General features: G+C 62.6%; 25 protein-coding genes and 1 tRNA gene. 15 read left to right on the plus strand and 11 right to left on the minus strand.

All coding sequences use genetic code 11. From position 1 onward, the window contains the following. Positions 1–7: 7 nt before the first annotated feature. Positions 8–1,690 (minus strand): DEAD/DEAH box helicase, encoded by a 1,683-nt coding sequence (locus tag PC358_RS13930; protein ID WP_033700613.1) that lies wholly within the window; start codon positions 1,688–1,690, stop codon positions 8–10. Between the two features lie 332 nt (positions 1,691–2,022). Continuing rightward, the gene (locus PC358_RS13935; protein ID WP_033700614.1) at positions 2,023–2,778 is read right to left on the minus strand and encodes a spermidine synthase; all 756 of its coding nucleotides are present in this window, start codon (positions 2,776–2,778) and stop codon (positions 2,023–2,025) included. A 116-nt stretch (positions 2,779–2,894) separates the two neighbouring features. On the opposite strand from PC358_RS13935, the gene PC358_RS13940 reads away from it, so the two are divergent. After that, complete coding sequence (locus tag PC358_RS13940) at positions 2,895–4,241, plus strand: class II 3-deoxy-7-phosphoheptulonate synthase (RefSeq protein WP_033700615.1); 1,347 nt, start codon at positions 2,895–2,897, stop codon at positions 4,239–4,241. A 13-nt stretch (positions 4,242–4,254) separates the two neighbouring features. Here the strand turns inward: PC358_RS13940 and PC358_RS13945 are convergent, their stop codons facing one another. Beyond that, positions 4,255–4,473, minus strand: a complete 219-nt coding sequence (locus PC358_RS13945) for a DUF1127 domain-containing protein (protein WP_033700617.1) — start codon at positions 4,471–4,473, stop codon at positions 4,255–4,257. Between the two features lie 96 nt (positions 4,474–4,569). Here PC358_RS13945 and PC358_RS13950 point away from each other — a divergent pair, with 96 nt between their 5' ends. Continuing rightward, the gene (locus tag PC358_RS13950; RefSeq protein WP_033701497.1) at positions 4,570–5,421 is read left to right on the plus strand and encodes a LysR substrate-binding domain-containing protein; all 852 of its coding nucleotides are present in this window, start codon (positions 4,570–4,572) and stop codon (positions 5,419–5,421) included. A 45-nt stretch (positions 5,422–5,466) separates the two neighbouring features. Here the strand turns inward: PC358_RS13950 and PC358_RS13955 are convergent, their stop codons facing one another. Further along, a complete protein-coding gene (locus PC358_RS13955; protein ID WP_033700618.1) occupies positions 5,467–6,216 on the minus strand; it encodes a sulfite exporter TauE/SafE family protein in 750 nt (249 codons plus the stop codon). Between the two features lie 113 nt (positions 6,217–6,329). Between PC358_RS13955 and PC358_RS13960 the strand changes: the two genes are divergently transcribed. From PC358_RS13960 to PC358_RS13970, 3 genes are all read left to right on the plus strand, one after another. Continuing rightward, entirely contained in the window at positions 6,330–7,286 is a 957-nt protein-coding gene (locus PC358_RS13960; RefSeq protein WP_033700619.1) for a LysR family transcriptional regulator, read from the plus strand. 54 nt (positions 7,287–7,340) lie between these two features. Next, positions 7,341–7,796 (plus strand): MarR family winged helix-turn-helix transcriptional regulator, encoded by a 456-nt coding sequence (locus tag PC358_RS13965; protein WP_033700620.1) that lies wholly within the window; start codon positions 7,341–7,343, stop codon positions 7,794–7,796. A 141-nt stretch (positions 7,797–7,937) separates the two neighbouring features. Beyond that, complete coding sequence (locus PC358_RS13970; protein WP_033700621.1) at positions 7,938–8,366, plus strand: organic hydroperoxide resistance protein; 429 nt, start codon at positions 7,938–7,940, stop codon at positions 8,364–8,366. Between the two features lie 57 nt (positions 8,367–8,423). Here the strand turns inward: PC358_RS13970 and PC358_RS13975 are convergent, their stop codons facing one another. Beyond that, positions 8,424–8,996, minus strand: coding sequence for an elongation factor P (locus tag PC358_RS13975; RefSeq protein WP_033700622.1), 573 nt, complete (start codon positions 8,994–8,996; stop codon positions 8,424–8,426). Positions 8,997–9,044: 48 nt separating this feature from the next. Beyond that, a complete protein-coding gene (gene earP / locus PC358_RS13980) occupies positions 9,045–10,178 on the minus strand; it encodes an elongation factor P maturation arginine rhamnosyltransferase EarP (protein WP_033700623.1) in 1,134 nt (377 codons plus the stop codon). A gap of 131 nt (positions 10,179–10,309) precedes the next feature. Between earP and PC358_RS13985 the strand changes: the two genes are divergently transcribed. Together PC358_RS13985 and PC358_RS13990 are read left to right on the plus strand one after the other, a co-directional pair. Further along, a complete protein-coding gene (locus PC358_RS13985; protein WP_033700624.1) occupies positions 10,310–10,693 on the plus strand; it encodes a hypothetical protein in 384 nt (127 codons plus the stop codon). 2 nt (positions 10,694–10,695) lie between these two features. Then, positions 10,696–11,166 carry a GreA/GreB family elongation factor gene (locus tag PC358_RS13990; RefSeq protein ID WP_033700625.1) on the plus strand — a complete coding sequence of 157 codons (471 nt, stop codon included), beginning with the start codon at positions 10,696–10,698 and terminating at the stop codon, positions 11,164–11,166. Positions 11,167–11,286: 120 nt separating this feature from the next. Here the strand turns inward: PC358_RS13990 and PC358_RS13995 are convergent, their stop codons facing one another. Beyond that, the gene (locus PC358_RS13995; RefSeq protein WP_033700626.1) at positions 11,287–12,225 is read right to left on the minus strand and encodes a LysR family transcriptional regulator; all 939 of its coding nucleotides are present in this window, start codon (positions 12,223–12,225) and stop codon (positions 11,287–11,289) included. 118 nt (positions 12,226–12,343) lie between these two features. Between PC358_RS13995 and PC358_RS14000 the strand changes: the two genes are divergently transcribed. The 4 genes from PC358_RS14000 (at position 12,344) to PC358_RS14015 (ending at position 17,069) form a co-directional block, all read left to right on the plus strand. Further along, complete coding sequence (locus tag PC358_RS14000) at positions 12,344–13,093, plus strand: 3-oxoacyl-ACP reductase family protein (protein WP_033700627.1); 750 nt, start codon at positions 12,344–12,346, stop codon at positions 13,091–13,093. 91 nt (positions 13,094–13,184) lie between these two features. Then, complete coding sequence (locus PC358_RS14005) at positions 13,185–14,396, plus strand: MFS transporter (protein WP_033700628.1); 1,212 nt, start codon at positions 13,185–13,187, stop codon at positions 14,394–14,396. A 61-nt stretch (positions 14,397–14,457) separates the two neighbouring features. After that, the gene (locus PC358_RS14010) at positions 14,458–14,838 is read left to right on the plus strand and encodes a hypothetical protein (RefSeq protein ID WP_033700629.1); all 381 of its coding nucleotides are present in this window, start codon (positions 14,458–14,460) and stop codon (positions 14,836–14,838) included. Between the two features lie 89 nt (positions 14,839–14,927). Further along, positions 14,928–17,069 (plus strand): TonB-dependent siderophore receptor, encoded by a 2,142-nt coding sequence (locus PC358_RS14015; protein ID WP_033700630.1) that lies wholly within the window; start codon positions 14,928–14,930, stop codon positions 17,067–17,069. Between the two features lie 126 nt (positions 17,070–17,195). On the opposite strand, the gene PC358_RS14020 is transcribed toward PC358_RS14015, so the two are convergent. Continuing rightward, positions 17,196–17,285, minus strand: a tRNA-Ser gene (locus tag PC358_RS14020). Between the two features lie 289 nt (positions 17,286–17,574). On the opposite strand from PC358_RS14020, the gene PC358_RS14025 reads away from it, so the two are divergent. The 3 genes from PC358_RS14025 (at position 17,575) to PC358_RS14035 (ending at position 20,099) form a co-directional block, all read left to right on the plus strand. Beyond that, positions 17,575–18,264, plus strand: coding sequence for a crotonase/enoyl-CoA hydratase family protein (locus PC358_RS14025; RefSeq protein WP_033700631.1), 690 nt, complete (start codon positions 17,575–17,577; stop codon positions 18,262–18,264). 80 nt (positions 18,265–18,344) lie between these two features. Then, the gene (locus PC358_RS14030; protein WP_033700632.1) at positions 18,345–19,064 is read left to right on the plus strand and encodes a lysophospholipid acyltransferase family protein; all 720 of its coding nucleotides are present in this window, start codon (positions 18,345–18,347) and stop codon (positions 19,062–19,064) included. A 63-nt stretch (positions 19,065–19,127) separates the two neighbouring features. After that, positions 19,128–20,099 (plus strand): magnesium and cobalt transport protein CorA, encoded by a 972-nt coding sequence (locus tag PC358_RS14035; RefSeq protein ID WP_033700634.1) that lies wholly within the window; start codon positions 19,128–19,130, stop codon positions 20,097–20,099. Positions 20,100–20,132: 33 nt separating this feature from the next. Here PC358_RS14035 and PC358_RS14040 read toward each other — a convergent pair whose 3' ends face one another. After that, a complete protein-coding gene (locus PC358_RS14040; protein ID WP_033700636.1) occupies positions 20,133–20,864 on the minus strand; it encodes an amidotransferase in 732 nt (243 codons plus the stop codon). 528 nt (positions 20,865–21,392) lie between these two features. Here PC358_RS14040 and PC358_RS14045 point away from each other — a divergent pair. Further along, positions 21,393–22,193, plus strand: a complete 801-nt coding sequence (locus PC358_RS14045; RefSeq protein ID WP_033700637.1) for a c-type cytochrome — start codon at positions 21,393–21,395, stop codon at positions 22,191–22,193. A 38-nt stretch (positions 22,194–22,231) separates the two neighbouring features. Here PC358_RS14045 and PC358_RS14050 read toward each other — a convergent pair whose 3' ends face one another. Further along, on the minus strand, positions 22,232–22,564 hold the full coding sequence (locus tag PC358_RS14050; RefSeq protein ID WP_033700638.1) for a ribonuclease E inhibitor RraB: 333 nt from the start codon (positions 22,562–22,564) through the stop codon (positions 22,232–22,234). Between the two features lie 182 nt (positions 22,565–22,746). Continuing rightward, a complete protein-coding gene (locus PC358_RS14055) occupies positions 22,747–22,983 on the minus strand; it encodes a hypothetical protein (protein WP_033700639.1) in 237 nt (78 codons plus the stop codon). Positions 22,984–23,114 lie beyond the last annotated feature (131 nt).

The raw sequence follows: 23,114 nt of genomic DNA on the forward strand, positions 1-23,114 counted from the left end.
GCCAGGATCAATCCTCGCGGTAGCGACGCAGCTTCAGCTGCTTGCCAGCCACACGGGTATCCTTGAGCTTGGTCAGCAAACGCTCCAGGCCGTCTTCCGGCAGCTCGACCAGGCTGAAGCTGTCGCGTACCTGGATACGGCCGATAGCGTCACGGGCCAGGCCGCCTTCGTTGAGGATCGCACCCAACAGGTTCTTGGCAGCGATGCCGTCACGGGCACCCAGGGCAGTACGGCAACGCACACGGCCTTCGGCCAGCGGCATTGGCGCGCGACGCTCACGGTCACCGCGGTCACCACGGTCACTGCGCTCGGCACGCTCACCGGTACGCTCACGCGGAGCACCAACGCCCGGTACCAGCGGCTGTTCACGCTCTACCGCAGCCAGGTCCAACGCCTGACCATTGGTTGCTTTGCGCAGCAAGGCCGAAGCCAGGGCACGCGGGCTGCAACCCAGGTCGGCGGTCAGACGGTCGAGCAGGTCGCCATGAGTGGCTTCCGATTCGGCCACCAGCGGCGCCAGGCTCGAGGTCAGCTTCTTGATGCGTGCATCCAGAACGGCCTGGCCATTGGGCAGGCGAGCTTCGGCAACCTTCTGCCCGGTAACACGCTCGATCACCTGCAGCATGCGGCGCTCACGCGGGGTTACCAGCAGCAGCGCACGGCCTTCGCGACCGGCACGGCCAGTACGGCCGATACGGTGTACGTAGGACTCCGGGTCGTACGGCATGTCAACGTTGAACACGTGAGTGATGCGCGGTACGTCCAGGCCACGGGCAGCGACGTCGGTAGCGACGACGATGTCCAGGCGGCCATCCTTGAGCGAGTCGATGACGCGCTCACGCTGGTTCTGGGCGATGTCACCGTTCAGCGCAGCAGCCTTGTAGCCTTTGGCTTCCAGCGCGGCGGCCAGGTCCAGGGTGGCTTGCTTGGTACGCACGAAGGCGATCAGCGCGTCGAACTCTTCGACTTCCAGCAGACGCAGCACAGCCGGGATCTTCTGATCGGCATGCACCATCAGGTGAGCCTGGTCGATCGCGGTAACGGTCTGGGTCTTGCTCTGGATCTTGACGTGCTTGGGTTCACGCAGGTGACGCTCGGCGATCGAACGGATCGACGACGGCAGGGTTGCGGAGAACAGTACGGTCTGACGGCTGGCCGGGATGGCATCGAAGATCACTTCGAGGTCGTCCATGAAGCCCAGCTTGAGCATCTCGTCGGCTTCGTCCAGTACCAGGTACTGTACGGTCGACAGGACTTTTTCGTCACGACGCAGGTGGTCGCACAGACGGCCCGGGGTAGCAACGACGATTTGTGCGCCGTTACGGATGGCACGCAGCTGTGGGCCCATCGGGGCGCCACCGTAAACAGCGACCACGTTAACGCCCGGCATCTGCTTGGCGTAGGTTTCGAAAGCGGTAGCAACTTGCAGCGCCAACTCACGGGTTGGCGCCAGGATCAGGGCTTGCGGTTCGCGCTTGCTCACGTCGATCTTGTTGAGGATCGGCAGGGCGAAGGCAGCGGTCTTGCCGGTGCCAGTCTGCGCCTGGCCGATCATGTCGTGACCGGCGAGGATGATCGGGATCGACTGATGCTGGATGGCGGACGGCTCTTCATAGCCGGTAGCCAGCACAGCAGCAACAATATTCGGATTGAGTTCGAGAGCGGCGAATCCGCCGGTTTCCTGGGTCATGGGTCTGCCTCTAGGTGCATCCGCAAAGACCCATGCTCCAAAGCTGCACATGCCTTGAAAGACCAGAAGGTCACCCAGGCAGCTTTGGCGGCGGGGATTTGCGAAAACGATTGAAAAAGAAAAACTTGGGAAGGTCCGCCTAGCGGACGAACAGCCGAAGCTGGACTCGGAGGATTTGCACCACCTGATTTTGAGGTCCGCTAAAAGACCGGCGCGTACTATACCCGAATTAACGGGTTACGTGAGGAAAATTTTCGGGGGCAAGGGCCAGTATCGCGCCATCAGCCAACCGCAGGCTGAATCGATTCCTGCCTACCCTACGCTACCGGCCTTCAGGTCGCCGGCCGGATCTCACGGATCAGGCTGGCCAGGCTATAGCCCAACTGCGGCGTCAGCGCCTCGGCCCGCGCCCGCAAACCGTCCAGGTCCAGCATCTGTTCCAAGTCCGCCGGCACCAGCAGGATCACATTACCCTCCTTCACCGGCAGCTCCCAGTAATGGCGGTGGTACAACCCGCGCAGCAGCGCCGCGCCCAGCGGCTTGCCGTCATCGCAGGCCCATTGGTTGATCACCAGCCAACCGCCTGGGTTGAGCTGCTTCTGGCAGTTTTCCAGGAATGTCCAGGCCAGGTGCCCGACACCCGGGCCGTGGTCGGTATAGAGGTCGACGAAAACCAGGTCGGCCTTTTCGGCGCTGGGCAGCAGTTCGAGGGCATCTCCCACCCGCACGTAAAGGCGCGGGTCATCGTCCAGGCCCAGGTATTCCATGGCCAGGCGCGGCACGTCCGCGCGCAGCTCGATGGCCTCGATGTCCTCCAGCGGCAGGAACTTCATGCACGCCTGCGTCAGCGTACCCGCGCCAAGGCCCAGAAACAGCGCACTCTCTGGCTGCTCGTGGCACAGCGCACCGACCAGCATGGCGCGGGTGTAGTCATATTCCAGCCAGCTCGGGTCGGCGGTGAACACGCAGCTCTGCTCGATGGCATCGCCGAATTCGAGAAAACGGTAGTCGTCCACCTCGTACACGCTGATGACGCCAAAGGCATCTTCGACCCGTGCCAGTAGCCGCTCTTCCCGTTCCGCCGTCATGTTCGCCACTCGCCCGTGCAAAAACGCGCATTGTCCGCCAACACCCCCGATGCAACAAGCACGACGGCAACTGTTACCATGGCCAAAAGCCTATAACCGACAACATCGAGCCCGAGATGAACGCACCGTGGAGCCCTGACAGCTGGCGTGCCCTGCCGATCCAGCAGCAACCGACCTACCCCGACGCCGCGCACTTGCTCAAGGTCGAGCAGACCCTGGCCAGCTACCCGCCACTGGTGTTCGCAGGCGAGGCGCGCGAGCTGCGCCGGCAGTTCGCCGAGGTGACCGAAGGCCGCGCCTTCCTGCTGCAGGGCGGCGACTGCGCCGAGAGCTTTGCCGAGTTTTCGGCGGCGAAGATCCGCGACACCTTCAAGGTGCTGCTGCAGATGGCCATTGTCATGACCTTTGCTGCCGGCTGCCCGGTGGTCAAGGTCGGGCGCATGGCCGGGCAATTTGCCAAGCCACGCTCCTCGGGCGACGAAACCATTGGCAACGTCACCCTGCCCGCCTACCGTGGCGACATCGTCAACGGCATCGGTTTCGACGAAAAAAGCCGCATCCCCGACCCGGACCGCCTGCTGCAGGCCTACCACCAGGCCACCGCCAGCCTCAACCTGTTACGCGCCTTTGCCCAGGGCGGCTTTGCCGACCTGCACCAGGTGCACAAATGGAACCTGGACTTCATCGCCAACTCGGCGCTGGCCGACAAGTACCATCAGCTGGCCAACCGCATCGACGAGACCCTGGCCTTCATGCGGGCCTGCGGGCTGGACAGCGCGCCGCAACTGCGCGAGACCAGCTTCTTCACCGCCCACGAAGCGTTGCTGCTCAATTATGAGGAAGCGTTCGTGCGTCAGGACAGCCTGACCGGCGACTACTACGACTGCTCGGCGCACATGCTGTGGATCGGCGACCGCACGCGCCAGCTCGATGGCGCCCATGTGGAGTTCCTGCGTGGCGTGCATAACCCGATCGGGGTCAAGGTTGGCCCAAGCATGAACCCCGAGGAGTTGATCCGCCTGATCGACACCCTCAACCCAAGCAATGACCCTGGCCGCCTGAACCTGATCGTGCGCATGGGGGCCAACAAGGTTGGCGACCATCTGCCAGGGCTGATCCGCACCGTCGAGCGCGAAGGCCGCAAGGTGCTGTGGAGCTCCGACCCGATGCACGGCAACACCATCAAGGCCAGCAGCGGCTACAAGACTCGCGACTTTGCGCAGATTCTCGATGAGGTGAAGCAGTTCTTCCAGGTGCACCAGGCCGAAGGCAGCCATGCCGGCGGTATCCATATCGAAATGACCGGGCAGAACGTCACCGAGTGCATCGGTGGTGCCCGGCCGATTACCGAGGATGGCTTGTCGGACCGCTACCATACCCATTGCGACCCGCGGATGAACGCCGACCAGTCGTTGGAATTGGCGTTTCTGATTGCCGAAACCCTCAAGCAGGTTCGGCGCTGAGGTTCGGGCGCCGTCATTTACGCAGCGGATCATCCCAGAAATGCCGCTCGGCCTCTTGCTGGATATCCGCCCGGCTCAACCCCAGATCGTGCAATGTCGCATCGCTGAGCCGGGCCAGTTCCCGACGCTGACGGTACAGCTCGAGCCAGCGCGCCGGGCGCTGCAGCGCTGCATGCCACAGGTGGTTCAGTGAGACGACTGGTTGCTGAATGCTGCTGACATGACCTTTCATCGTGAAGCCCTCCGTGTTGATGGCTCCAGTCTCACGCCGGGCTTAAGATCAATCCAACGAATGTTTCTGATGCCATGCATCTCGGAGATTGATGCTATGTCCCAGTATCAAAGTCTCGATGCCGACGTGTTGCGCACTTTCGTCGCCATTGCCGAACAAGGCGGCTTCACGCGCGCCGGCGAGGTGGTCAACCGCACCCAGTCGGCGGTGAGCATGCAGATGAAACGCCTGGAGGAAGATATCCTGCAGCGCCAGCTGTTCGAGCGCGATGGCCGCCAGGTACGCCTTACCGCCGAGGGGCAGGTACTGCTCGGCTACGCCAGGCGCATCCTCAAGCTGCACGGGGAAGTGTTCAATACCTTGCGCATGCCGCACATGGTCGGGGTAGTGCGCATCGGCACGCCGGACGACTACGCCATGCGCTTTCTGCCGACCATCCTGTCGAGTTTTGCCCAGGCCTACCCGCTGGTGCAGGTGGAGGTGCATTGCGACTCGTCAAAGCAGTTGATGCTGCGCCAGGACCTGGACCTGACCATCGTCACCCGCGAGCCGGGCAACGAAGTTGGCCAGTTGCTGCGCCAGGAGCGCCTGGTGTGGGCTGCGGCCGAAGGTTTTTGCCCACAGGAGCAACGGCCCATGCCGGTGGCGCTGTTCAATACCGACTGTTTTTGCCGCGCCTGGACCTGCAATGCGCTGGAGGCACAGGGCATCGACTACCGCATTGCCTATACCAGCCCCAGCCTGGCGGCGATCTTTGCCATCGTCACGGCGGGGCTGGCAGTAACGGCGCAGTTGCAGAGCCTGGTGGGCGGCAATATCCGGATTCTCGGCGAAAACGATGGGTTGCCGCAGTTACCGGTTGCCAATGTGATGTTGGTACGCAGTACGCAGAACCCTTCGCCGATCACCGATTGCATGGCCGACTACATCGTCGAAGGCTTCAAGTAGGAGCGGCCTTGCGTCGCGAAAGGGCCGCACCGCGGCCCCCAAAGCTCAAAGCTCAAACCCCAGCATCACCGCACACACCACCAGAAACACACAAAACATCGCCCGCAGCACTTTCTCTGGCAAGGCATGCGCCAACCTCACGCCCCAGCTGATGCTGAGCAACCCACCCACCGCCAAGGGTATCCCCACCGCCCAATCGACACTCTGGTGCACGCCATACGTCAGCAGAGTCACCGCCGTACTGGGCGCCGCCAATGCCAGCGAGAGCCCTTGCGCCACCACCTGCGTGGTGCCGAACACACTGGTCAGTATCGGCGTCGCAACCACCGCGCCCCCCACCCCGAACAGCCCACCCAGGGTTCCGGCAAAGCTGCCCAGCACCCCCAGCCATGGCCAGGCATAGCGCATTTCAGGGCTTGGCGGCGCAACCCTCAAGAACATCCGCGCCACGTTCCAGATGGCCAGCGCCACCAGAAAGCCGACAAACCCCAGGCGCATGGCCTGGGCATCTATGCCCACCGCCCAGATCGAACCCAGCCAGGCGAACAGCAAACTGCACAACGCCAACGGCAGCGCATGGCGCAGTTCGATGCGATTGCGCTGGTGGTAGCGCCACAGCGCCAGCAACACATTCGGTACCACCATGACCAACGCAGTGCCCTGCGCCAGCTGTTGGTCCAGCCCGAACAACACGCCCAGCGCCGGGATGGCAATCAGCCCACCGCCGATGCCGAACAAACCGCCCATGGTGCCCAGGGCTGCGCCCAGCACGATATACAACAACCACTCGATCATCAGGGCCTCTTGTGCCGTTCTTTAGCAATGGGCGCATGCTACCGAGTCGGGGCTGGTGGGGAAACGCACAGCAGCGCACAATGGCTGTGCGTTTTCTGCAAAGCCGAGCCGCCATGAGCCCTGACATCCTTACCGACCAACTCAGCCTGTTCCTTGATGTGCTGGAAACCGGCAGTTTTTCCGCCGCCGCTCGGCGCCACCCGCTGACGCCCTCGGCCGTGGCCCGGCGCATCGACAACCTGGAAAACGCGGTGGGCAGCCGCCTGTTCACCCGCAGCACTCACGCGGTGCGTGCTACACCGGCCGGCAATGCCTTTGCCGAGCGCGCACGGCGTATCATCGAGGAACTGCGCCTGGCCCGCGCCGAAGCCGTGTCACTGAGCAGCGCCCCGGAAGGCTTGATCCGCATCGACGCCCCCGCCGCGTTCGGCCGCCGCCACCTGGCCCCGGCCATCGCCGACTTTCTGGTGGCGTACCCGGGGCTGGACGTACACCTGCGCCTGATCGACAGCTTCGTCGACCTGCACGGCAGCCACCTGGGCGAGGTCGACCTGGTGTTGCGCGCAGGTCCCCTGGCCGACACCCGCCTGGTGGCCACGCCGCTGGCGTACATGGTGCGCATCGCCTGCGCCAGCCCAGCCTACTTGGCCAGCCGTGGCGTACCGGCGTGCCCCAGCGAACTGCCTGAACATGACGGCCTGGACTGGGACGGCCTGGCACCACCTTTCGCCTGGCGCTTCAACGTGGCGGGCCAGGCCCGACTGTATCGGCCAACACGCATGCGCATGGCCGCCAACAACGCCGAAACCCTGCTGTTTGGCGCCCTGGCCGGTTTAGGCGTCGCCCACCTGCCCACCTGGCTGATCAGCGAATACCTGCTGCGCGGCGAACTGATTGCGCTGTTCTGCGACGGCGGCCTGCCGGCAGCCGAGAGCAGCGGTATTTATGCGCTGCGCCTTGCACATGAAACGAACTCTCGCAGCCGTTTGCTGCTCGAATTTCTCAAGAGCCGTTTCAGCCCCATTCCACCCTGGGACCTGGCGCTGCGCAGTGAACTGCGCTGGCAGTGAACGCACTGATGATCAGCGTGCTAGATTTTCCCATTGATGATTCCAAGGACCTGCATGAACGCCGACACCCAAGCCTCCTGTGACGAGCTGCTGCTGGACAACCAGGTCTGCTTCGCCCTGCATTCAACCTCGTTGCTGATGACCAAGGTCTACAAACCGCTGCTGCAGGCGCTGGGCCTGACCTACCCGCAATACTTGGCGATGCTGGTGCTATGGGAGCGCGACGGCCTGACCGTGGGCGAGATCAGCCAGCACCTGCTCACCGACCCTGGCTCGCTGACCCCGCTGCTCAAGCGCCTGGAAAGCGAAGGCCTGCTCAAGCGCACCCGCAGCCGCGAGGACGAACGGGTGGTATTGGTGCAGTTGACCGACAAGGGCCGCGACCTGCAGCAACAGGCCAAACAGGTGCCACCGTGCATCCTCAAGGCCAGCGGGCGCAGCTTGCAGCGCCTGCAACAGCTGCAAGCCGACCTGCTGGACCTGCGCGAAAACCTGCAGAAAAACCTCTGAGCGCTATGCTGTGAGATGGCCGTTCGGATGAGCGGTGATTATTTATCTTGCGCGCAAACTAATTGCGCGCTAATTTAAATCCCATACCCACCCAGCGCCACCTCACCCCAGGTCGCGCACAGCACGTTAGCGAGGCTCAAGATGCAAAAGGTCACTCCGCTGTACATCGCCGAAGCCACCTCCACCGGCGGGCGCGACGGCAAATCCCGCTCCAGCGACGGCAAGCTGGAGGTCAAGCTGAGCACCCCCAAGGAATTGGGCGGCGCGGGGGGTGAAGGCACCAACCCAGAGCAGATGTTCGCTGCCGGCTACTCGGCCTGCTTCATCGGTGCCCTGAAGTTTGTTGCCGGGCAAGAGAAGAAAGCCCTGCCAGCAGATGCCTCGATCACTGCCAAGGTGGGCATTGGCCAGATTGAGGGTGGTTTCGGCCTGGACATCGACCTGCACATCAACCTGCCAGGCCTGGCCCAAGCCGATGCCGAAGGGCTGGTGGAGAAGGCGCACAAGGTCTGCCCTTACTCCAATGCCACCCGCGGCAATGTGGATGTAAGGCTGCATGTAACGGTCTGAACACAGGTATAAAAAAACCCGGCCGAGGCCGGGTTTTTTGCTGCATCTCAAGAACACTTACTTCTTGGCGCGGCCTTTGTACGAACCGCCTTCACGGGTATCGATCTCGATCAGGTCGCCGATTTCGATGAAGTCAGCAACGCTGAGCTCAGTACCGTTCTTCAGCTTGGCAGGTTTCATGACCTTGCCCGAAGTGTCGCCGCGAGCGGAACCTTCGGTGTAGTCAACCTGGCGCACGATGGTGGTCGGCAGTTCTACCGACACCAGGCGGCCTTCGAAGAAGACGGCTTCGCAGATGTCTTCCATGCCTTCTTCGATGAACGGCAGAACGGCTTCGATATCCTCGGCGTTCAGCTCGTACATGGAATAGTCGGTGGTGTCCATGAAGGTGTACGTGTCACCGCTGATGAACGACAGGGTCGCTTCTTTGCGATCCAGGATCACATCGTCCAGCTTGTCGTCCGCACCGTATACGGTTTCGGTCTTGTAGCCGGTCAGCAGGTTCTTCAGCTTGGTCTTCATGATCGCGCTGTTACGGCCCGATTTGGTGAACTCAGCTTTTTGCACCAGCCACGGGTCGTTGTCGATCCGCAGTACGGTACCGGGTTTCAGTTCTTTACCAGTTTTCATTGCGAAGTATCCGAATCTGGATGGATTTATAAAAATCGAGGCCGCATATCATAGCCAATTTCGGTAAAACTGTACCAGCGCCATGGCAAGGTCTGGCCGAGTGGCCTGACGGGCCGCCCAATCACGGGCATGCTGTTGCAGTTCTGGCCAGTGTTGCTGGGCCGCTTGCCACGCCTGGCCGACGTCACGGTCCATGTTCCAGGCACGCCACAATGCCACCAGGGCGGCAGAGGCATCGGCTGACAGGCCGTGTCGATAATGCTCAAGGAACGCTTCGAGCTTTTCCCAATGGGCGTTCTCGTCCTGCACGTAGATGTGCCACAGCATCGGGCGACCGGCCCATTGCGCGCGCACGAACGAGTCTTCGCCGCGCACGGCATTGAAATCGCAGCTCCACAGCAACCGATCATAATCGTCCTGGCTGACGAACGGCAAAATCTGCACGGTCAGCGCCCCACGTACGCGCACATCGCCCACCTCCAGCCGGGCCTGGCCCAGCCAGCTGCCGACGTCAGCCAGAATGCGCCCTTGCGGCACCAGCAGGTGGGTCGGCTGGCTACCTGCCGCCAACGCATCCAGCCAATTGCCCAGCTGGGTGTTTTCATAGGCGAACAGCGAGATCAGCCGCGCCTGCACCTCGGGGTACACACCAAGCCGTTGCAAGAACGCCTGGCGGGCCTCGGCGGACTGTTCGAAGGCCTGGCGCCGCGCCAGCAGCGTGGCCTCGCGCAATAGGCCGCCGGTCTTCTCGGTAAAGCCGGGGAAGAAGAACACCTTGCGCAAGCCGTTGGCCTGGGGGGACGGCAAGCCGTGGCAGCCTTCCACCCAGTGCTCGGCGCTGAGGTATTCGAGGTTCAGCCACAGAGGCGGCTTCGCCCGGGCGCGCATGGCCTCGACATAGTGCGCCGGCAACTGGCAGGCGAAGGCGCCGATCACCACATCTGCGGGCTCAATCGGCACCCATTCGGCCGGCCACTGGCGCACATCGACGCCCTGCTGCCACTGCTGCAACGCTGCGGCATCGGCCCCGGGGCACATCGGCACGAAGGCATTCAGGTCGTCCACCCACAGGCGCACTGCGATTTCGTGCTCGTCCACCAGTTGCCGCGCCAGGCGCCAGGTCACGCCGATATCGCCATAATTGTCGACGACGGTGCAAAAGATGTCCCAGGTGGCCTTCATGTGCCCTCCCCCTCATGGTGCGGAAAACCGCGGATTCTGCGGATAAATTGTCGTCGACAAAAGCACCTGCGGGTAAAATTCGCCAGCAGCGTGCGACAATGCACGCCGCCCCACCCTGCCAGGAGGCCGCCATGCCCCGCCACCGCGAACTGAAGATCACCCTCAAGCCTTTGCAGCTGACCCTGTGCGTGGCCATTGGCCTGTGGCTGGGCGCCGTGGCCATCGCCGTGAGCCTGTGGCTGGCAGTGCAACTGTGGCCCGAGCAGGTGCAGCCGGTTGCCCAGGCCCTGGCCCCTGCCCTCGGCCAACCCGCCGCGCCCCCGGTGGATGCGCAGGGTGAGATGTTCGAGCGCTACAAGGGCATCCTGCAACAACAGGAACGGCAACAGGCCGCCGAGGCCGCCCAGGGTAACCCGCGCAACCTCAACAGCCCCAAGTGCCAGTTCTGGCTGCAACAGAACCGCACCGCACCTACCGATAAAAGCCAGGCCAATGTGCTGGAGTTCTGTTACTGAAGATGGACAAGCCCCTGCTTCTCACGCGCATCGTCGCGACCCTCGAACATGACGTGGACGTGCTGAGCCGCGCGGCGCAGACCGCGTACGAAGCCGCCACCGCCGAAGAGAACATCGCCGAGAACAAGTACGACACGCTAGGCCTGGAAGCCTCGTACCTCGCCACCGGCCAGGCGCGCCGCACGGCCGAGATCCGCCAGGCGCTGCAGATCTACCAGCAACTGCTGCTGCGCGACTACGACCCGCTGCGGGGTATACAGGTGAGCAATCTGGTGACCCTTGAGGATGAGGATGGCCAGCAGCGCCGGCTGTTTCTCGGACCCGAGGCGGCGGGGTTGAAGATTGGCGACGGGGACGAGCTTGTGACGGTGATTACACCACGCTCGCCGCTGGGGCAACAGCTGATGGGCAAGCGGGTCGATGATGAGGTGAGCCTGGGGGCACTGGTTCTGTTCATTAGTGAGGTCGTCTGAGCTGGCCTCTTCGCGGGGCAAGCCCGCTCCCACAAGATCATCTTCACTTAACCCAAGACTTGTGCGGTACCTGTGGGCGCGGGCTTGCCCCGCGAAAAGGCCGGGCTAGGCAACATTCATCTAAAGGCGCTGCAACGCATCGAATTGCCCCGCCAACCCCTGCTGCGCAAACTGCTCCACGACAAAATCGATGAACGCCCGCGTCTTCCTCGGCAACAGTTTGTGCTCGGTGTAATACAAGCTGATATGCCCATCGTCCACATACCAGTCCGGCAACACCCGCTGCAGTCGCCCTGCCTGCAGGTAAGGTACCGCAAACGGCAGACTGACCAATGCGATGCCCAAACCCTGCTGCGCAACCGCACAAGCCGCATCCGAATCACTCATGGTCATCGCCTGACGCAGCAGCAACGGCTGCTGCTCCTGCCAGCGGCTGGTCAGCGGCCAGGAGCGCACCCGTCCGGTCTGGGGTGAGCGAATCAGGATTCCGTCATGGCGCTGCAACGCCTGCGGGCCATCGATGGGTGGGCGCTGGTCCAGATAGCCAGGCGCCGCCACCAGCACCCGATGGGCGGGTGTCAACTTGCGCGCCACCACGCCCAATGGCAGCTCGAAACCACCCCCAATGGCCGCATCGAAACCCTGGCCGATCAAATCGACCTGGCGATTGTCGAAATGCCAGTCTGGGGTGATAGCAGGGTAACGACGCAAAAACTCCCCCAGCAGCGGCAACACATAGAGCCGCCCGAACACCGTGCCCATGCTCACCCGCAGCAACCCGGCCGGCTGGCCTTCGGCACTGGCCAGGTTGGCCACGGCATACTGGATGGTGCGAAAGCTGTCACTCACCTCCCCCAGAAAGCGCTGGCCCGCTTCGGTCAGGGTCAGCTTGCGGGTACTACGCTGGAACAGGCGCACGCCCAACCGGGCCTCCAGCTGGGCCACATGCTTGCCGACTGCGGCAGGCGTGAGGCTCAGACGGCGGGCAGCCTCGGCAAAACTGCCAACCTCGGCGCTACGGATAAAGCACTCGAGGGCGTTGAAAGACTCCATGGCCATGATTCACAACCAAAGGTTTACTCTGCTGATAGTGATTGCCATCTTATCAGCAGGTAATTAGCCACCGATACTGCGCCCATCCAAGGCATTCGGCCTTGCTTCCCAGCAGGAGATCAGCATGTCCAAACAACTCCCACTCGACGGTAAAGTTGCCCTGGTCCAAGGCGGTTCCCGTGGCATTGGCGCGGCCATCGTCCGCCGCCTGGCCCGCGAAGGCGCACGGGTTGCCTTCACCTACGTGAGCTCGGCCGGCCCGGCCGAACAGCTGGCCCAGGAAATCATCGGCAACGGCGGCCAGGCCCTGGCCCTGCGGGCCGACAGCGCCGACGCCGCAGCCGTGCAGTTGGCGGTGGATGACACCGCCAAGGCCTTCGGCGGGCTCGACATCCTGGTCAACAACGCCGGCGTGCTGACCGTGGCGCCGATTGCCGAGTTCGACCTGGCCGATTTCGACCGCATGCTGGCCGTGAACGTGCGCAGTGTGTTCGTCGCCAGCCAGGCAGCCGTGCGCTACATGGGCCAGGGTGGGCGCATCATCAATATTGGCAGCACCAACGCCGAGCGGATGCCGTTTGCCGGTGGCGCACCCTATGCCATGAGCAAGTCGGCACTGGTGGGGCTGACCCGGGGCATGGCCCGCGACCTTGGCCCGCAGGGCATTACCGTCAACAACGTGCAGCCCGGCCCGGTGGACACCGACATGAACCCGGCCAGCGGCGAGTTTGCCGAAAGCCTGATACCGCTGATGGCGATCGGGCGTTATGGGCAGGTGGATGAGATTGCCAGTTTTGTGGCTTACCTGGCGGGGCCGGAGGCGGGGTATATCACCGGGGCCAGTTTGACGGCCGATGGTGGCTTTGCGGCTTGATGTGGTGAAGGCGGCGGGGTGCAGGGCAGTAAAACTCAACTGCCCTACCCCTACCGGCCCTAGAATAAAGCCCCCTGCCCTCGAGATCCCCATGAACACCCCAACCCTCAGTCGCGCCCTGATTCTGCTGATGGCCACCGCCACCGGCCTGGCCGTGGCCAGCAACTACTATGCCCAGCCGTTGCTGCACAGCATCGCCCAGCAATTCGGGCTGAGTACCGCCAGCGCCGGCAGCATCGTCATCGCCGCCCAGCTCAGCTACGGCGCCGGCCTGCTGTTGCTGGCACCGCTGGGCGACCTGTTCGAACAGCGCCGCCTGATCACTGTGATGACCGCCATCGCCACCCTCGGCCTGGTCATCAGCGCCTGCGCGCCGAACCTGCCGTGGTTGCTGCTGGGCACCGCGCTGACCGGCCTGTTCTCGGTGGTGGCGCAGATCCTGGTACCCATGGCCGCAACCCTGAGTGAGCCGCATCAGCGCGGGCGCGCGATCGGCACCCTGATGAGCGGCTTGTTGCTGGGTATCCTGCTGGCCCGCACGGCGGCCGGCTTCATGGCTGAACTGGGGGGCTGGCGCAGTATCTACGTACTGGCCGCCGTGCTGATGGCCATCACTGCCCTGGCCCTGTACCGCAGCTTGCCGCAGCATCACAACCCTGCCGGGCTGAAATACCCGGCGCTGATCGGCTCGGTATTCCGCCTGTTCTACGAAGAACCGGTGCTGCGCCTGCGGGCGTTGCTCGGCCTGTTGGCGTTCAGCCTGTTCGCGCTGTTCTGGACACCGCTGGCATTTTTGCTGGCACAAGAGCCTTACTTTTACTCGGATGCGGTAATCGGCCTGTTCGGCCTTGCCGGCGCGGCGGGGGCACTGTCGGCCAACTGGGCCGGGCGCCTCGCTGACCGCGGCAAGGGCTCGCTGGGCACCACGGTGGGGTTGGTGGTACTGCTGCTGTCGTGGGTGCCGCTGGGCTTTGCCGAATACTCGCTGCCGGCCCTGCTGCTGGGGGTGCTGATGCTCGACCTGGCAGTGCAACTGGTGCACGTCAGCAACCAGAATGCGGTGATCGCGCTGCGGCCAGAGGCACGCACGCGGCTCAATGCCGGCTACATCACCTGTTACTTCATCGGCGGTGCGCTGGGGTCGCTGCTGGGCACGCAACTGTTCCAGCGCCAAGGCTGGATCGGCATCGTCGTTGCCGGGCTGGTGATCGGTACAGTGGCGCTGCTGGCCTGGGCGCTGGCCGAGCGCAAGCGCTTGAGCCGCGACACTGCAACGCACTACCCTCCGTCGCTTGGCCGTTGACTTGCCAGGGCAGGCAGCGCTCAGTAGGCGCTGGACAATGCCCTTCTGACAGGACGACCCAATGACAAGACTCACGGTGCAATCCGGCGATTTCTTGCAAGGTGAAGGCGAGTATCGCAACGGATCGCTCACACTCAAGACCCCGCGCAGCCCTTCGCCGGGCGAGCGGATCTCCCTCACGCGCATCAGCGACCTCAGGTTGGCCAGCCTGGAGTCCAGCCGCAGCCTGGGCACTGCCCTCGGCTGGGGTGTGGCGGGCGCCCTGGTGGCCGGCCCGGTGGGGTTGCTGGCCGGGCTCTGGCTGGGCGGCAAGGAGCAAGAAGCCACCTTCCTTGCCACCTTCAAGGATGGGCGCAAACTGTTGGCCGTCACCGATGGCAAGACCTGGTCGAAGATCGACGACAGTTGGCGCCAGCACAAGCGCCCGGCCAGCAACCACTGAATATCGCGAGGCCCTGATCGTTTCAGGGTGAAGGCGACTGTTAAGATGCCGCCTTTTTCACGGCCCGTACCGGCCTTCAGGAGCCCCGCATGCCCCCGCTTCGCCCCCGCCTGCCCCTGAGCTTGCTCAGCCTGGGCCTGGCCTTGCATTGCCCTCATGGTCTTGCCGAAGACAGCGTCATGCTGGAGCCACTGCGGGTTTCCGACCGCTATGGCGACGACGGCTACCAGGTACGCGAGGCGTCGGTAGCAGGCTTGCAGGCCGCGCCACTGCTGGACACCCCGGCCTCAGTCAGCGTGTTCAGCCAGCAACTGCTGGAGGACCGCCAGGTGCGCAAGCTCAGCGAAGTGCTGCAAAGCGATGCCTCGGTGGGTGAAAGCTATGCGCCCATCGGCTATTACGAAAACTTCAACGTACGCGGCTTCGCGCTCAATGCCGCCAGCAGCTACCGGATCAATGGCCAGACCCTCGCTGGCGAGCAGAACGTGGCCCTGGAAAACAAGCAGCAAGTGGAGCTGCTCAAGGGCTTGTCCGGCCTGCAGAGTGGCGTTTCGGAGCCTGGCGGGCTGATCAACTACGTGACCAAACGCGCCGAAGACGTGCATAGCGTGACGGTGTCGACCAACGAACAGGGCGAGCGCTACCTGGCCACCGACCTGGGCGGCTGGTTCGGCAGTGAGCGGCAGTTCGGCCTGCGCGCCAACCTGGCCCATGAGGACATCCGCAGCTATGTCGACCATGCCGACGGCAAGCGCGACTTCGCCTCGCTGGCCTTTGACTGGCAGATCAACCCGGATGCTACCTTGCAGCTGGACGCCGAGTACCAGCACCGCGAGCAGCGCTCGGTTCCCGGTTACCAGTTGCTCGGCGGCACGCAGGTGCCCCACGGTATCGACCCGGATGATCGCCTGGCCTACCAACAGTGGGCCAAGCCGGTGCAGAACGATTCGCTGAACCTGGGTGGGCGCTTCGAATACCGCTTCAGCGAGACATGGACCGGGACGTTGAGTGCATCGCGCAGCAAGGTGGTGATCGACGATTACAGCGCGTTTGCGTGGGGCAGCGAAGATGGCTGGCAGTCACACTTCAGCCCAGAGGGTGATTACGACATCTACGACTTCCGCAGCCCCGACGATACGCGCCGCATAGATGAGGCACAGGCCACGCTCAATGGTCGTTTCGACACCATGGGGGTTAGTAATGAGCTGACACTGGGAACCAGCGCGCAACGACGGACACTCGATCAACGCAGTTACTACAACGAGTTGCTGGAACATCCTGGAAATATCTACAGCGGGTCGCCAGCTCAACCGCCATCAGACAAACCGATTGGCTCAAGCGAGCGTCGCCTCGACAGTCGCCAGTATGGCCTGTTCATCAGCGACCGCATCACGTTCAACGAACATTGGCAAACCGTGATTGGCGCCCGTGAGGTACGCCTCGACGAGAAAACATGGAAGGAGGACGGTGAAGCCGGGCGACATACTCAACAGTATCAATTGCTTCCTAACGCTGCGCTCATCTACAAACCAAGCCCGGACACCACGCTGTACGCAAGCTACTCAAAAGGCTTGTCGGCCGGTGGCACCGCCCCCTGGTTTGCCAGCAACGCTGCCGAAATCCTCGCCCCGACCTTGTCTCGCCAACTGGAGCTGGGCATCAAGCGTGACTGGCAGGGATTAAGTTTCACTGCCGCGCTGTTCCAGATCCGCCAGGCGTACCAATACGCACGCCCGGATGGCGAGGGTAACTTCACCTACGTCCAGCAAGGCCAACAGAAGAACACCGGCCTGGAGGTGGGTGCCAGCGGCTGGGTGACCTCGAACCTGCAGGTTCAGGCCAGCGCCGCCGCCATCCGCGCGCGGGTAAAAAACAGCGGGACCGATGCTTACGAAGGCCACCAGGCCATCAACGTGCCCAAGCTGCGTGCGGCCCTGCAGGCCGAATACAGCCTGCCGGTACCGGGCCTGGCGTTACTCGGAGGTGCGCGCTACAGCGCCAGCAAATATGCCAGCCAGGCGGGCAATGTCGAGGTGGGAGGTTATACCGTCTTTGATGTGGGTAGCCGTTACCGCACGCGCATCGGGGGGTATGACACGGTGCTGCGGTTGACCGTGGATAACGTGTTCGATAAACGCTACTGGCGCGATGTGGGGGATTACCTGGGGGACAACTACCTGTTCCAGGGCGCGCCGCGCACGGCACGCTTGTCGGCATCCGTGAGCTTCTGATCAACCGCCTGTGGGGGCGGGGTTACTCGCCCCCACAGGATGGCAAGGGGCCACGCAGCAGCGCCATTAGCGCTGTGAAAACAAAAAGCCCCCGAGCTTTTCAGCGCGGGGGCTTTTTGTAGAATGTGGCGGTGAAGAAGGGATTTGAACCCTTGATACGATTTCTCGTATACACACTTTCCAGGCGTGCTCCTTCGACCACTCGGACACTTCACCGTTTCTCTTCAAGCCTTTCAGCCTGTCGAGGCGCGCTAATTTAGTGGAAGAGCTTTTCTTTGGCAAGCATTTTTTTCAGAAATTTCATGCGTTTATGCAAATTCACTGAAAACCCGAGGTCGCCAGGGCAATGCTGCCATTCTCGCCTGCGCTTTTACCGCCTGCACAGGCCCTGCCCCGGCGCGCCAAGGCATGCCGGGCAAACGCTGACCGGCCAGTCAGCCTTGCTGCTTTACCTGGCAGGCAGTGCTGGGTAACGTCGCAAGCACGCCACCCAAAGGACTCTGCCATGAGCGAGCTGATTACCTACCACGCCGAAGACGGCATCGCCACCCTGACCCTGAACAACGGCAAGGTCAACGCCATCTCGCCGGATGTCATCATCGCCTTCAACACCGCCCTCGACCGCGCCAAGCAGGAACGTGCAGTGGTCATCATCACCGGGCAACCGGGCATACTCTCTGGCGGCTACGACCTCAAGGTCATGACCGCCGGCCCCAAAGAAGCGATCAGCCTGGTCACCGCCGGCTCCACCCTCGCCCGCCGCCTGTTGTCGCACCCGTTCCCGGTGATCGTCGCCTGCCCTGGCAATGCCGTGGCCAAAGGTGCCTTCCTGCTGCTGTCGGCCGACTACCGCATCGGCGTCGAAGGGCCGTACAAGGTGTGCCTGAACGAAGTGCAGATCGGCATGACCATGCACCATGCCGGCATCGAGCTGGCCCGTGACCGCCTGCGCCGCTCGGCCTTCCACCGCTCGGTGATCAATGCCGAGATCTTCGACCCGCAAGGGGCGCTGGACGCCGGCTTCCTCGACAAGGTGGTGCCGGCCGAGCAACTGCACGAAGCAGCGCTGGCCGCTGCCCGTGAATTGAAGAAGCTGAACATGCTCGCGCACAAGAACACCAAGCTCAAGGTGCGCAAGGGCCTGCTCGATGCCCTGGATAAAGCCATCGAGCTGGACCAGAACCCGATGGGTTAAGCCAAAGACCCACCCCGACATTTGCCTCTTCCAGTGTACAGTCGTACACTGGAATTCGACTGTCTGGTGTGAGTCTCGTCATGCTTTATTCGTTGCGCATGCTCCTGTTAGGCCTGCATTTTCTGCTGGTGGGCGGCATAGGCCTGGTGATCGGCCTGTGCCGCCCCTTCAACCCCGACAACAGCCGGCTCTTCGCCCGGCTCTATAGCGTGCCGGCCACCTGGCTGATGCGTATCCGGCTAAAGGCCGAAGTCGGCCCGCTGTTCGATCACCCTCCCGGGTGCGTCATCGTCGCCAACCACCAGTCCAATTTCGACCTGTTCGTCATTGGCCAGGTGGTGCCGAAGCGCACTGTGGCCATCGGCAAGAAGAGCCTGGGCTGGATCCCGTTGTTCGGCCAGCTGTTCTGGCTGGGCGGCAACGTATTGGTCGACCGCAAGAACCCCTACCAGGCGCGCAAGGCACTGCAAAAGACCACGCATGTTCTGCATAACGACACCTCGATCTGGATCTTCCCGGAGGGCACCCGCAACCCGGACGAGCACCTGCTGGCCTTCAAGAAAGGCGCCTTCCACATGGCCATCGAAGCCGGCGTGCCGATCGTGCCAGTGTGCGTCAGCCGTTATGCCCGGCGCCTGAGCCTGAACAGCTGGCGGCGGCGAACGGTGATCGTGCGCTCGCTGCCGCCGATTGCCACGGCAGGCTTGAGCCAGCGGGACATCCCCGCACTGATCGAGCAGTGCCGCAGCCAGATGCAGCAGTGCATCGACCGCATGGAAGCTGAACTGGCGAGCCACTAGGTTGCCCTCAAGCGCCTTACAGCCCAAGCTGTAAACCGTGTTCAACCGAATAAGTGGACAACCATGGGTCGAGTCGTGGCATCGGCGGTGTACAGCGCCGGCAGAAAAGTCACCAATATCAGCATCGACGAAGGCAGCGAATGGGCGTGCAAGCCTGGCCACTTCGTCTGGATCGGCCTGGAGGAGCCCAACGCCGAGGAGCTGGCCACCCTGCAGCGCCAGTTCAACCTGCACGAGCTGGCCATCGAAGATGCCCTGGAAAAACACAGCCGGCCCAAGCTTGAAACTTTTGGCGACGCGCTGTTCATCGTCACCTATTCGCCGGTGCGTCATGAGGGCAAGCTGGAGTTCATCGAAACCCACATCTTCGCCGGCAATGGCTACATCATCACCTGTCGCAACGGCCACTCCAAATCCTATGCCCTGGTGCGCCAACGCTGCGAGGCGCGGCCTTTGCTGCTGGAACACGGCGAGGACTTCGTGCTGTACGCGCTATTGGATTTTGTGACCGAGAACTACCAACCGGTCAGCGAAGCCATTCATGGCGAGATCGAGGAGCTGGAGCAGAGCGTGCTCGGTGGCTCGCTGCAGGAAGATGACATCCGCCGCCTGCACAGCCTGCGCCGCGATATTCTGCGCTTACGCCGCTACGTGGCGCCGATGGTGGAGGTGAGCGAGGAACTGCAGCGTTTGAGCTTCCCGTTCATCGACAAGAACATGCGCCCTTACTTTCGCGACGTGCAAATTCACGTTACGCGGCAGATGGAGGACCTGGCTGGCATTCGCGATATCGCCAGCCAGACCATCGAGATCGGCATGTTGCTGGAGTCGTCGCGCCAGAGCATCGTGCAGCGCAAGTTCGCGGCCTGGGCAGCGATACTGGCCTTCCCTACGGCGATTGCCGGGATTTATGGGATGAACTTTCAGAACATGCCCGAACTGGGGTGGCAGTACGGGTATTTTGGCGTGCTGGGGGTGATTGGGCTGGGGTGCACGGGGTTGTATGCCAGCTTCAAGAAATCGGGTTGGTTGTGAGATTGCCGGGGCCGCTTGGCGACCCCAAACCCCTCACGCCAGATTACCCTTGTTCACCGGCTGCTCAATAAACCGCAACATCCACTCCCCCACCAGGTCGCCCTGATGCTCGGTGGCCAGGCTGGCCACGGCCTTGTGGTAAACCTCATCGCCCAGATACGCCTGGCGCGCATCCAGTAACGCTTTGGAGTAGTCGTGCACGAACTCCGGATGCCCCTGGAAGCACAGCACCTGGTCACCAATGTGGTAGGCGGCGTTTGGGCAGAAGTCGCTGGAGGCAATTACGGTAGCGCCTTGCGGCAACTCGGTCACCTGGTCCTGGTGGCTGATCAGCAAGGTCAGCTCGGACACCTGCGGGTCCATCCACGGCGCATGTGCCGCCAGTGAGTAACGGTGGATACCCACCCCCCAGCCCTGCTCCGCCCGTTCAGCCTTGCCACCCAGGGTCAGGGCCAGCAGTTGATGGCCGAAACAGACGCCCAGCAGCTTCTCGCCGCGTGCGTAAAGCTTCAACAGGTAGGCCTTGAGTTGCTGGATCCACGGATCGGAACCGAACGAATCGGCCTTGCTGCCAGTCACCAGATAGGCATCGAACACTTCATCGTCGGCGGGGTAGTCGCCGTTCATCACGTTGTACACACGAAACTCGGCGGCGATCGACTGACGCGAGAACAGCTGCTCGAACATCCTGCCATAGCCGTGGTACTGCGCCGTCAACTCCGGTCGCAGGACATCGGTTTCCAGGATGCAGATGCGTAACGACATAGGGATAGTCCTGAACGACATGGGTGGGAATCTGCTGTAGAGACTGCCGCGAAAGGCACGTACAAGCAAGTAGGCCGCACTGACGAACGGTCATATTTTGCCGGCGTATCGTTGGCGCCAACGCAGCGGTCTAGTGAGAGCATGCCAGCCAGCTGGCAATTGGCCTCATAACGCAATGAAATTAACTGACCTTACAATTAGAACAAAGGGTTCTCAAACATGGATGCCACACACCCTACTGTTGGTTGTATATGCACGTTCAAGAGGCAAGCAGACCAGGCGACAACAGTCGCCACTGCGATCGACCCGAGACGCGACAAGGAAGCCAACGGGTATTCAGGAATAACAACAAGAAGGCGGTCCGCCATGTTCAGACAATCAAAAATACGCCAAGCGGGGCTCATTGTCTTTGCCACGACTTTACTGCTGATCCTGCCGAACCTGACACGTTTGTTCGGCTGACGGCGGCTGTGGCGCCAACAGGCAACGCACAGGTAACCTGCCGGCCTTGATGGTCGGAGATTAACCATGCGCCAATGCCTTGCCCTACTCGCCTTGCTACTGAGCCTGCCACTGTCGGCGGCGCAGCTGCACCTGGAGGCGGGTGCACACTCGCGCCAGTGGAGCAGCGCTGAACTGCTTGGCCACCCGCAGGCCCAGGACATCCGCATCGAGCAGGACGTTTCCTATAAGCGCCCCATGCACTATCGGGCCGTCCCCCTGGCTGCGTTGCTGCAGGGGGTAGGCGCCAGCGCCCACCTGCAAGCCGTGGCCCTGGATGGTTTTGCTGCCGAAATGCCCGCCGCCCCACTGCTGCAGGAAGGGCCGGCACGTGCCTGGCTGGCGATCGAAGACCCCGCCAAACCGTGGCCAGGGCTGGGCAAAGGCAAACCGAGTGCCGGGCCGTTCTATCTGGTATGGACGGCACCGCAAGCCAGTGGCATACGCCCGGAACAATGGCCGTTTCAGATCGCCACCATCCGCCGCCTGGCCTCGGTCGAACAGCGTTTCCCCGCGCTATTGCCAGACCCGAAGCTGCCGGCCGAGCACCCGGTGCGCCAGGGCTTTGCGCTGTTCCAGCAGAACTGCCTGGCCTGCCACCGCCTCAATGGTGCAGGTGACGCCCAGCTGGGGCCGGACCTGAACCTGCCGCACAACCCTACCGAGTACTTCCAACCGGCGTTTCTGCGCCAGCTGATACGTGACCCACAGAGCCTGCGGCGCTGGCCACAGGCGAAGATGCCGGGGTTTACAGAGGGTGTGCTGAGCGACCAGGAGCTGGATGCGCTATTGGCTTATCTGGGGCATATGGCTGGGCGCAAGCGCTGAGATGCTGGGGCTGCTTGGCAGCCCCCGGTCCATGAGTGTCAGGCGCACAACCGCTCGTGCTTGACACCCCACCCTTCGACTTCGCCGCCGTAGGGTGACACGAGCTGCTCGAACGTATCTTCGAAGTCGCCAATCCCTCCATAAGTGGCATACATGACCTTGCTCAGTTCAAGGTACCAGGCGCCGTCTTTCATTTCGCGCACCTGGGCGTTGAGGGACTCGCCACGAAATTGCCCGGCTGCACGACGTGCGCCGGCTTCGTCTGGGAATACTGCGTAGAACTCGATGGGATGGATACGGGTGAAATCGAAACCGCCAGCTTTCATCTGGCGCAGGACATTGCTGCTGATATCGTCGTTCTGGCTGCTCATGAATCGTCCTCCTGCAAAGCAATGGATAGACTTTCCGGGCACTACGTACCTGCCGGCGGTGCCGGGCAGATCGAGTTGTATAGAGCTGATGCAAGACGCGAATTGAAAGGTGCCGGCCCGCAGAAAAGGCTGGCACCTGGCTCCAGCGTAGTGCCTGGGCAGGCACCACGTCAACGCACGGATCAGGGCGCTTCGTGAATATCGGTGATGGTCACGCCAGTTTGCTCCTTGAGCCAGCGTGCCGTGGGGGATACTGTGCGGTCCTGGAAGTCGTTGAGGTCCAGCTCATCCATGACCGGAAACAGCTGCGAGCGAATAGCACGGGCCGCGTCTTCTTCGCTGGGGCACTGCTCGGCCCGCAGCTTCAATGACGTCGGTTCGCCTTTCTGGTCGGCAAAGATGACTTCCCACTCTTTCATTGGACGAGCCCTCTCAATCAAACAACGCCGGGTGTGTGACGTCTGTATAGCTTGACCTTGGGCGGGGGCAATTGTTCAGTTGGCAGGACTCTGTGGTGGCGTTCGGGCCGCTTCCACACTTGCCGACGAGG

It is taken from the genome of Pseudomonas capeferrum, from assembly GCF_000731675.1.
GTDB lineage: Bacteria > Pseudomonadota > Gammaproteobacteria > Pseudomonadales > Pseudomonadaceae > Aquipseudomonas > Aquipseudomonas capeferrum.

Bases quoted from the DNA above. Each gene is read 5' to 3' on its own strand.
- PC358_RS13930 (WP_033700613.1), bottom strand. From the start codon at position 1,690: ATGACCCAGGAAACCGGCGGATTCGCCGCTCTCGAACTCAATCCGAAT.
- PC358_RS13935 (WP_033700614.1), bottom strand. From the start codon at position 2,778: ATGACGGCGGAACGGGAAGAGCGGCTACTGGCACGGGTCGAAGATGCC.
- PC358_RS13940 (WP_033700615.1), top strand. From the start codon at position 2,895: ATGAACGCACCGTGGAGCCCTGACAGCTGGCGTGCCCTGCCGATCCAG.
- PC358_RS13945 (WP_033700617.1), bottom strand. From the start codon at position 4,473: ATGAAAGGTCATGTCAGCAGCATTCAGCAACCAGTCGTCTCACTGAAC.
- PC358_RS13950 (WP_033701497.1), top strand. From the start codon at position 4,570: ATGTCCCAGTATCAAAGTCTCGATGCCGACGTGTTGCGCACTTTCGTC.
- PC358_RS13955 (WP_033700618.1), bottom strand. From the start codon at position 6,216: ATGATCGAGTGGTTGTTGTATATCGTGCTGGGCGCAGCCCTGGGCACC.
- PC358_RS13960 (WP_033700619.1), top strand. From the start codon at position 6,330: ATGAGCCCTGACATCCTTACCGACCAACTCAGCCTGTTCCTTGATGTG.
- PC358_RS13965 (WP_033700620.1), top strand. From the start codon at position 7,341: ATGAACGCCGACACCCAAGCCTCCTGTGACGAGCTGCTGCTGGACAAC.
- PC358_RS13970 (WP_033700621.1), top strand. From the start codon at position 7,938: ATGCAAAAGGTCACTCCGCTGTACATCGCCGAAGCCACCTCCACCGGC.
- PC358_RS13975 (WP_033700622.1), bottom strand. From the start codon at position 8,996: ATGAAAACTGGTAAAGAACTGAAACCCGGTACCGTACTGCGGATCGAC.
- earP (WP_033700623.1), bottom strand. From the start codon at position 10,178: ATGAAGGCCACCTGGGACATCTTTTGCACCGTCGTCGACAATTATGGC.
- PC358_RS13985 (WP_033700624.1), top strand. From the start codon at position 10,310: ATGCCCCGCCACCGCGAACTGAAGATCACCCTCAAGCCTTTGCAGCTG.
- PC358_RS13990 (WP_033700625.1), top strand. From the start codon at position 10,696: ATGGACAAGCCCCTGCTTCTCACGCGCATCGTCGCGACCCTCGAACAT.
- PC358_RS13995 (WP_033700626.1), bottom strand. From the start codon at position 12,225: ATGGCCATGGAGTCTTTCAACGCCCTCGAGTGCTTTATCCGTAGCGCC.
- PC358_RS14000 (WP_033700627.1), top strand. From the start codon at position 12,344: ATGTCCAAACAACTCCCACTCGACGGTAAAGTTGCCCTGGTCCAAGGC.
- PC358_RS14005 (WP_033700628.1), top strand. From the start codon at position 13,185: ATGAACACCCCAACCCTCAGTCGCGCCCTGATTCTGCTGATGGCCACC.
- PC358_RS14010 (WP_033700629.1), top strand. From the start codon at position 14,458: ATGACAAGACTCACGGTGCAATCCGGCGATTTCTTGCAAGGTGAAGGC.
- PC358_RS14015 (WP_033700630.1), top strand. From the start codon at position 14,928: ATGCCCCCGCTTCGCCCCCGCCTGCCCCTGAGCTTGCTCAGCCTGGGC.
- PC358_RS14025 (WP_033700631.1), top strand. From the start codon at position 17,575: ATGAGCGAGCTGATTACCTACCACGCCGAAGACGGCATCGCCACCCTG.
- PC358_RS14030 (WP_033700632.1), top strand. From the start codon at position 18,345: ATGCTTTATTCGTTGCGCATGCTCCTGTTAGGCCTGCATTTTCTGCTG.
- PC358_RS14035 (WP_033700634.1), top strand. From the start codon at position 19,128: ATGGGTCGAGTCGTGGCATCGGCGGTGTACAGCGCCGGCAGAAAAGTC.
- PC358_RS14040 (WP_033700636.1), bottom strand. From the start codon at position 20,864: ATGTCGTTACGCATCTGCATCCTGGAAACCGATGTCCTGCGACCGGAG.
- PC358_RS14045 (WP_033700637.1), top strand. From the start codon at position 21,393: ATGCGCCAATGCCTTGCCCTACTCGCCTTGCTACTGAGCCTGCCACTG.
- PC358_RS14050 (WP_033700638.1), bottom strand. From the start codon at position 22,564: ATGAGCAGCCAGAACGACGATATCAGCAGCAATGTCCTGCGCCAGATG.
- PC358_RS14055 (WP_033700639.1), bottom strand. From the start codon at position 22,983: ATGAAAGAGTGGGAAGTCATCTTTGCCGACCAGAAAGGCGAACCGACG.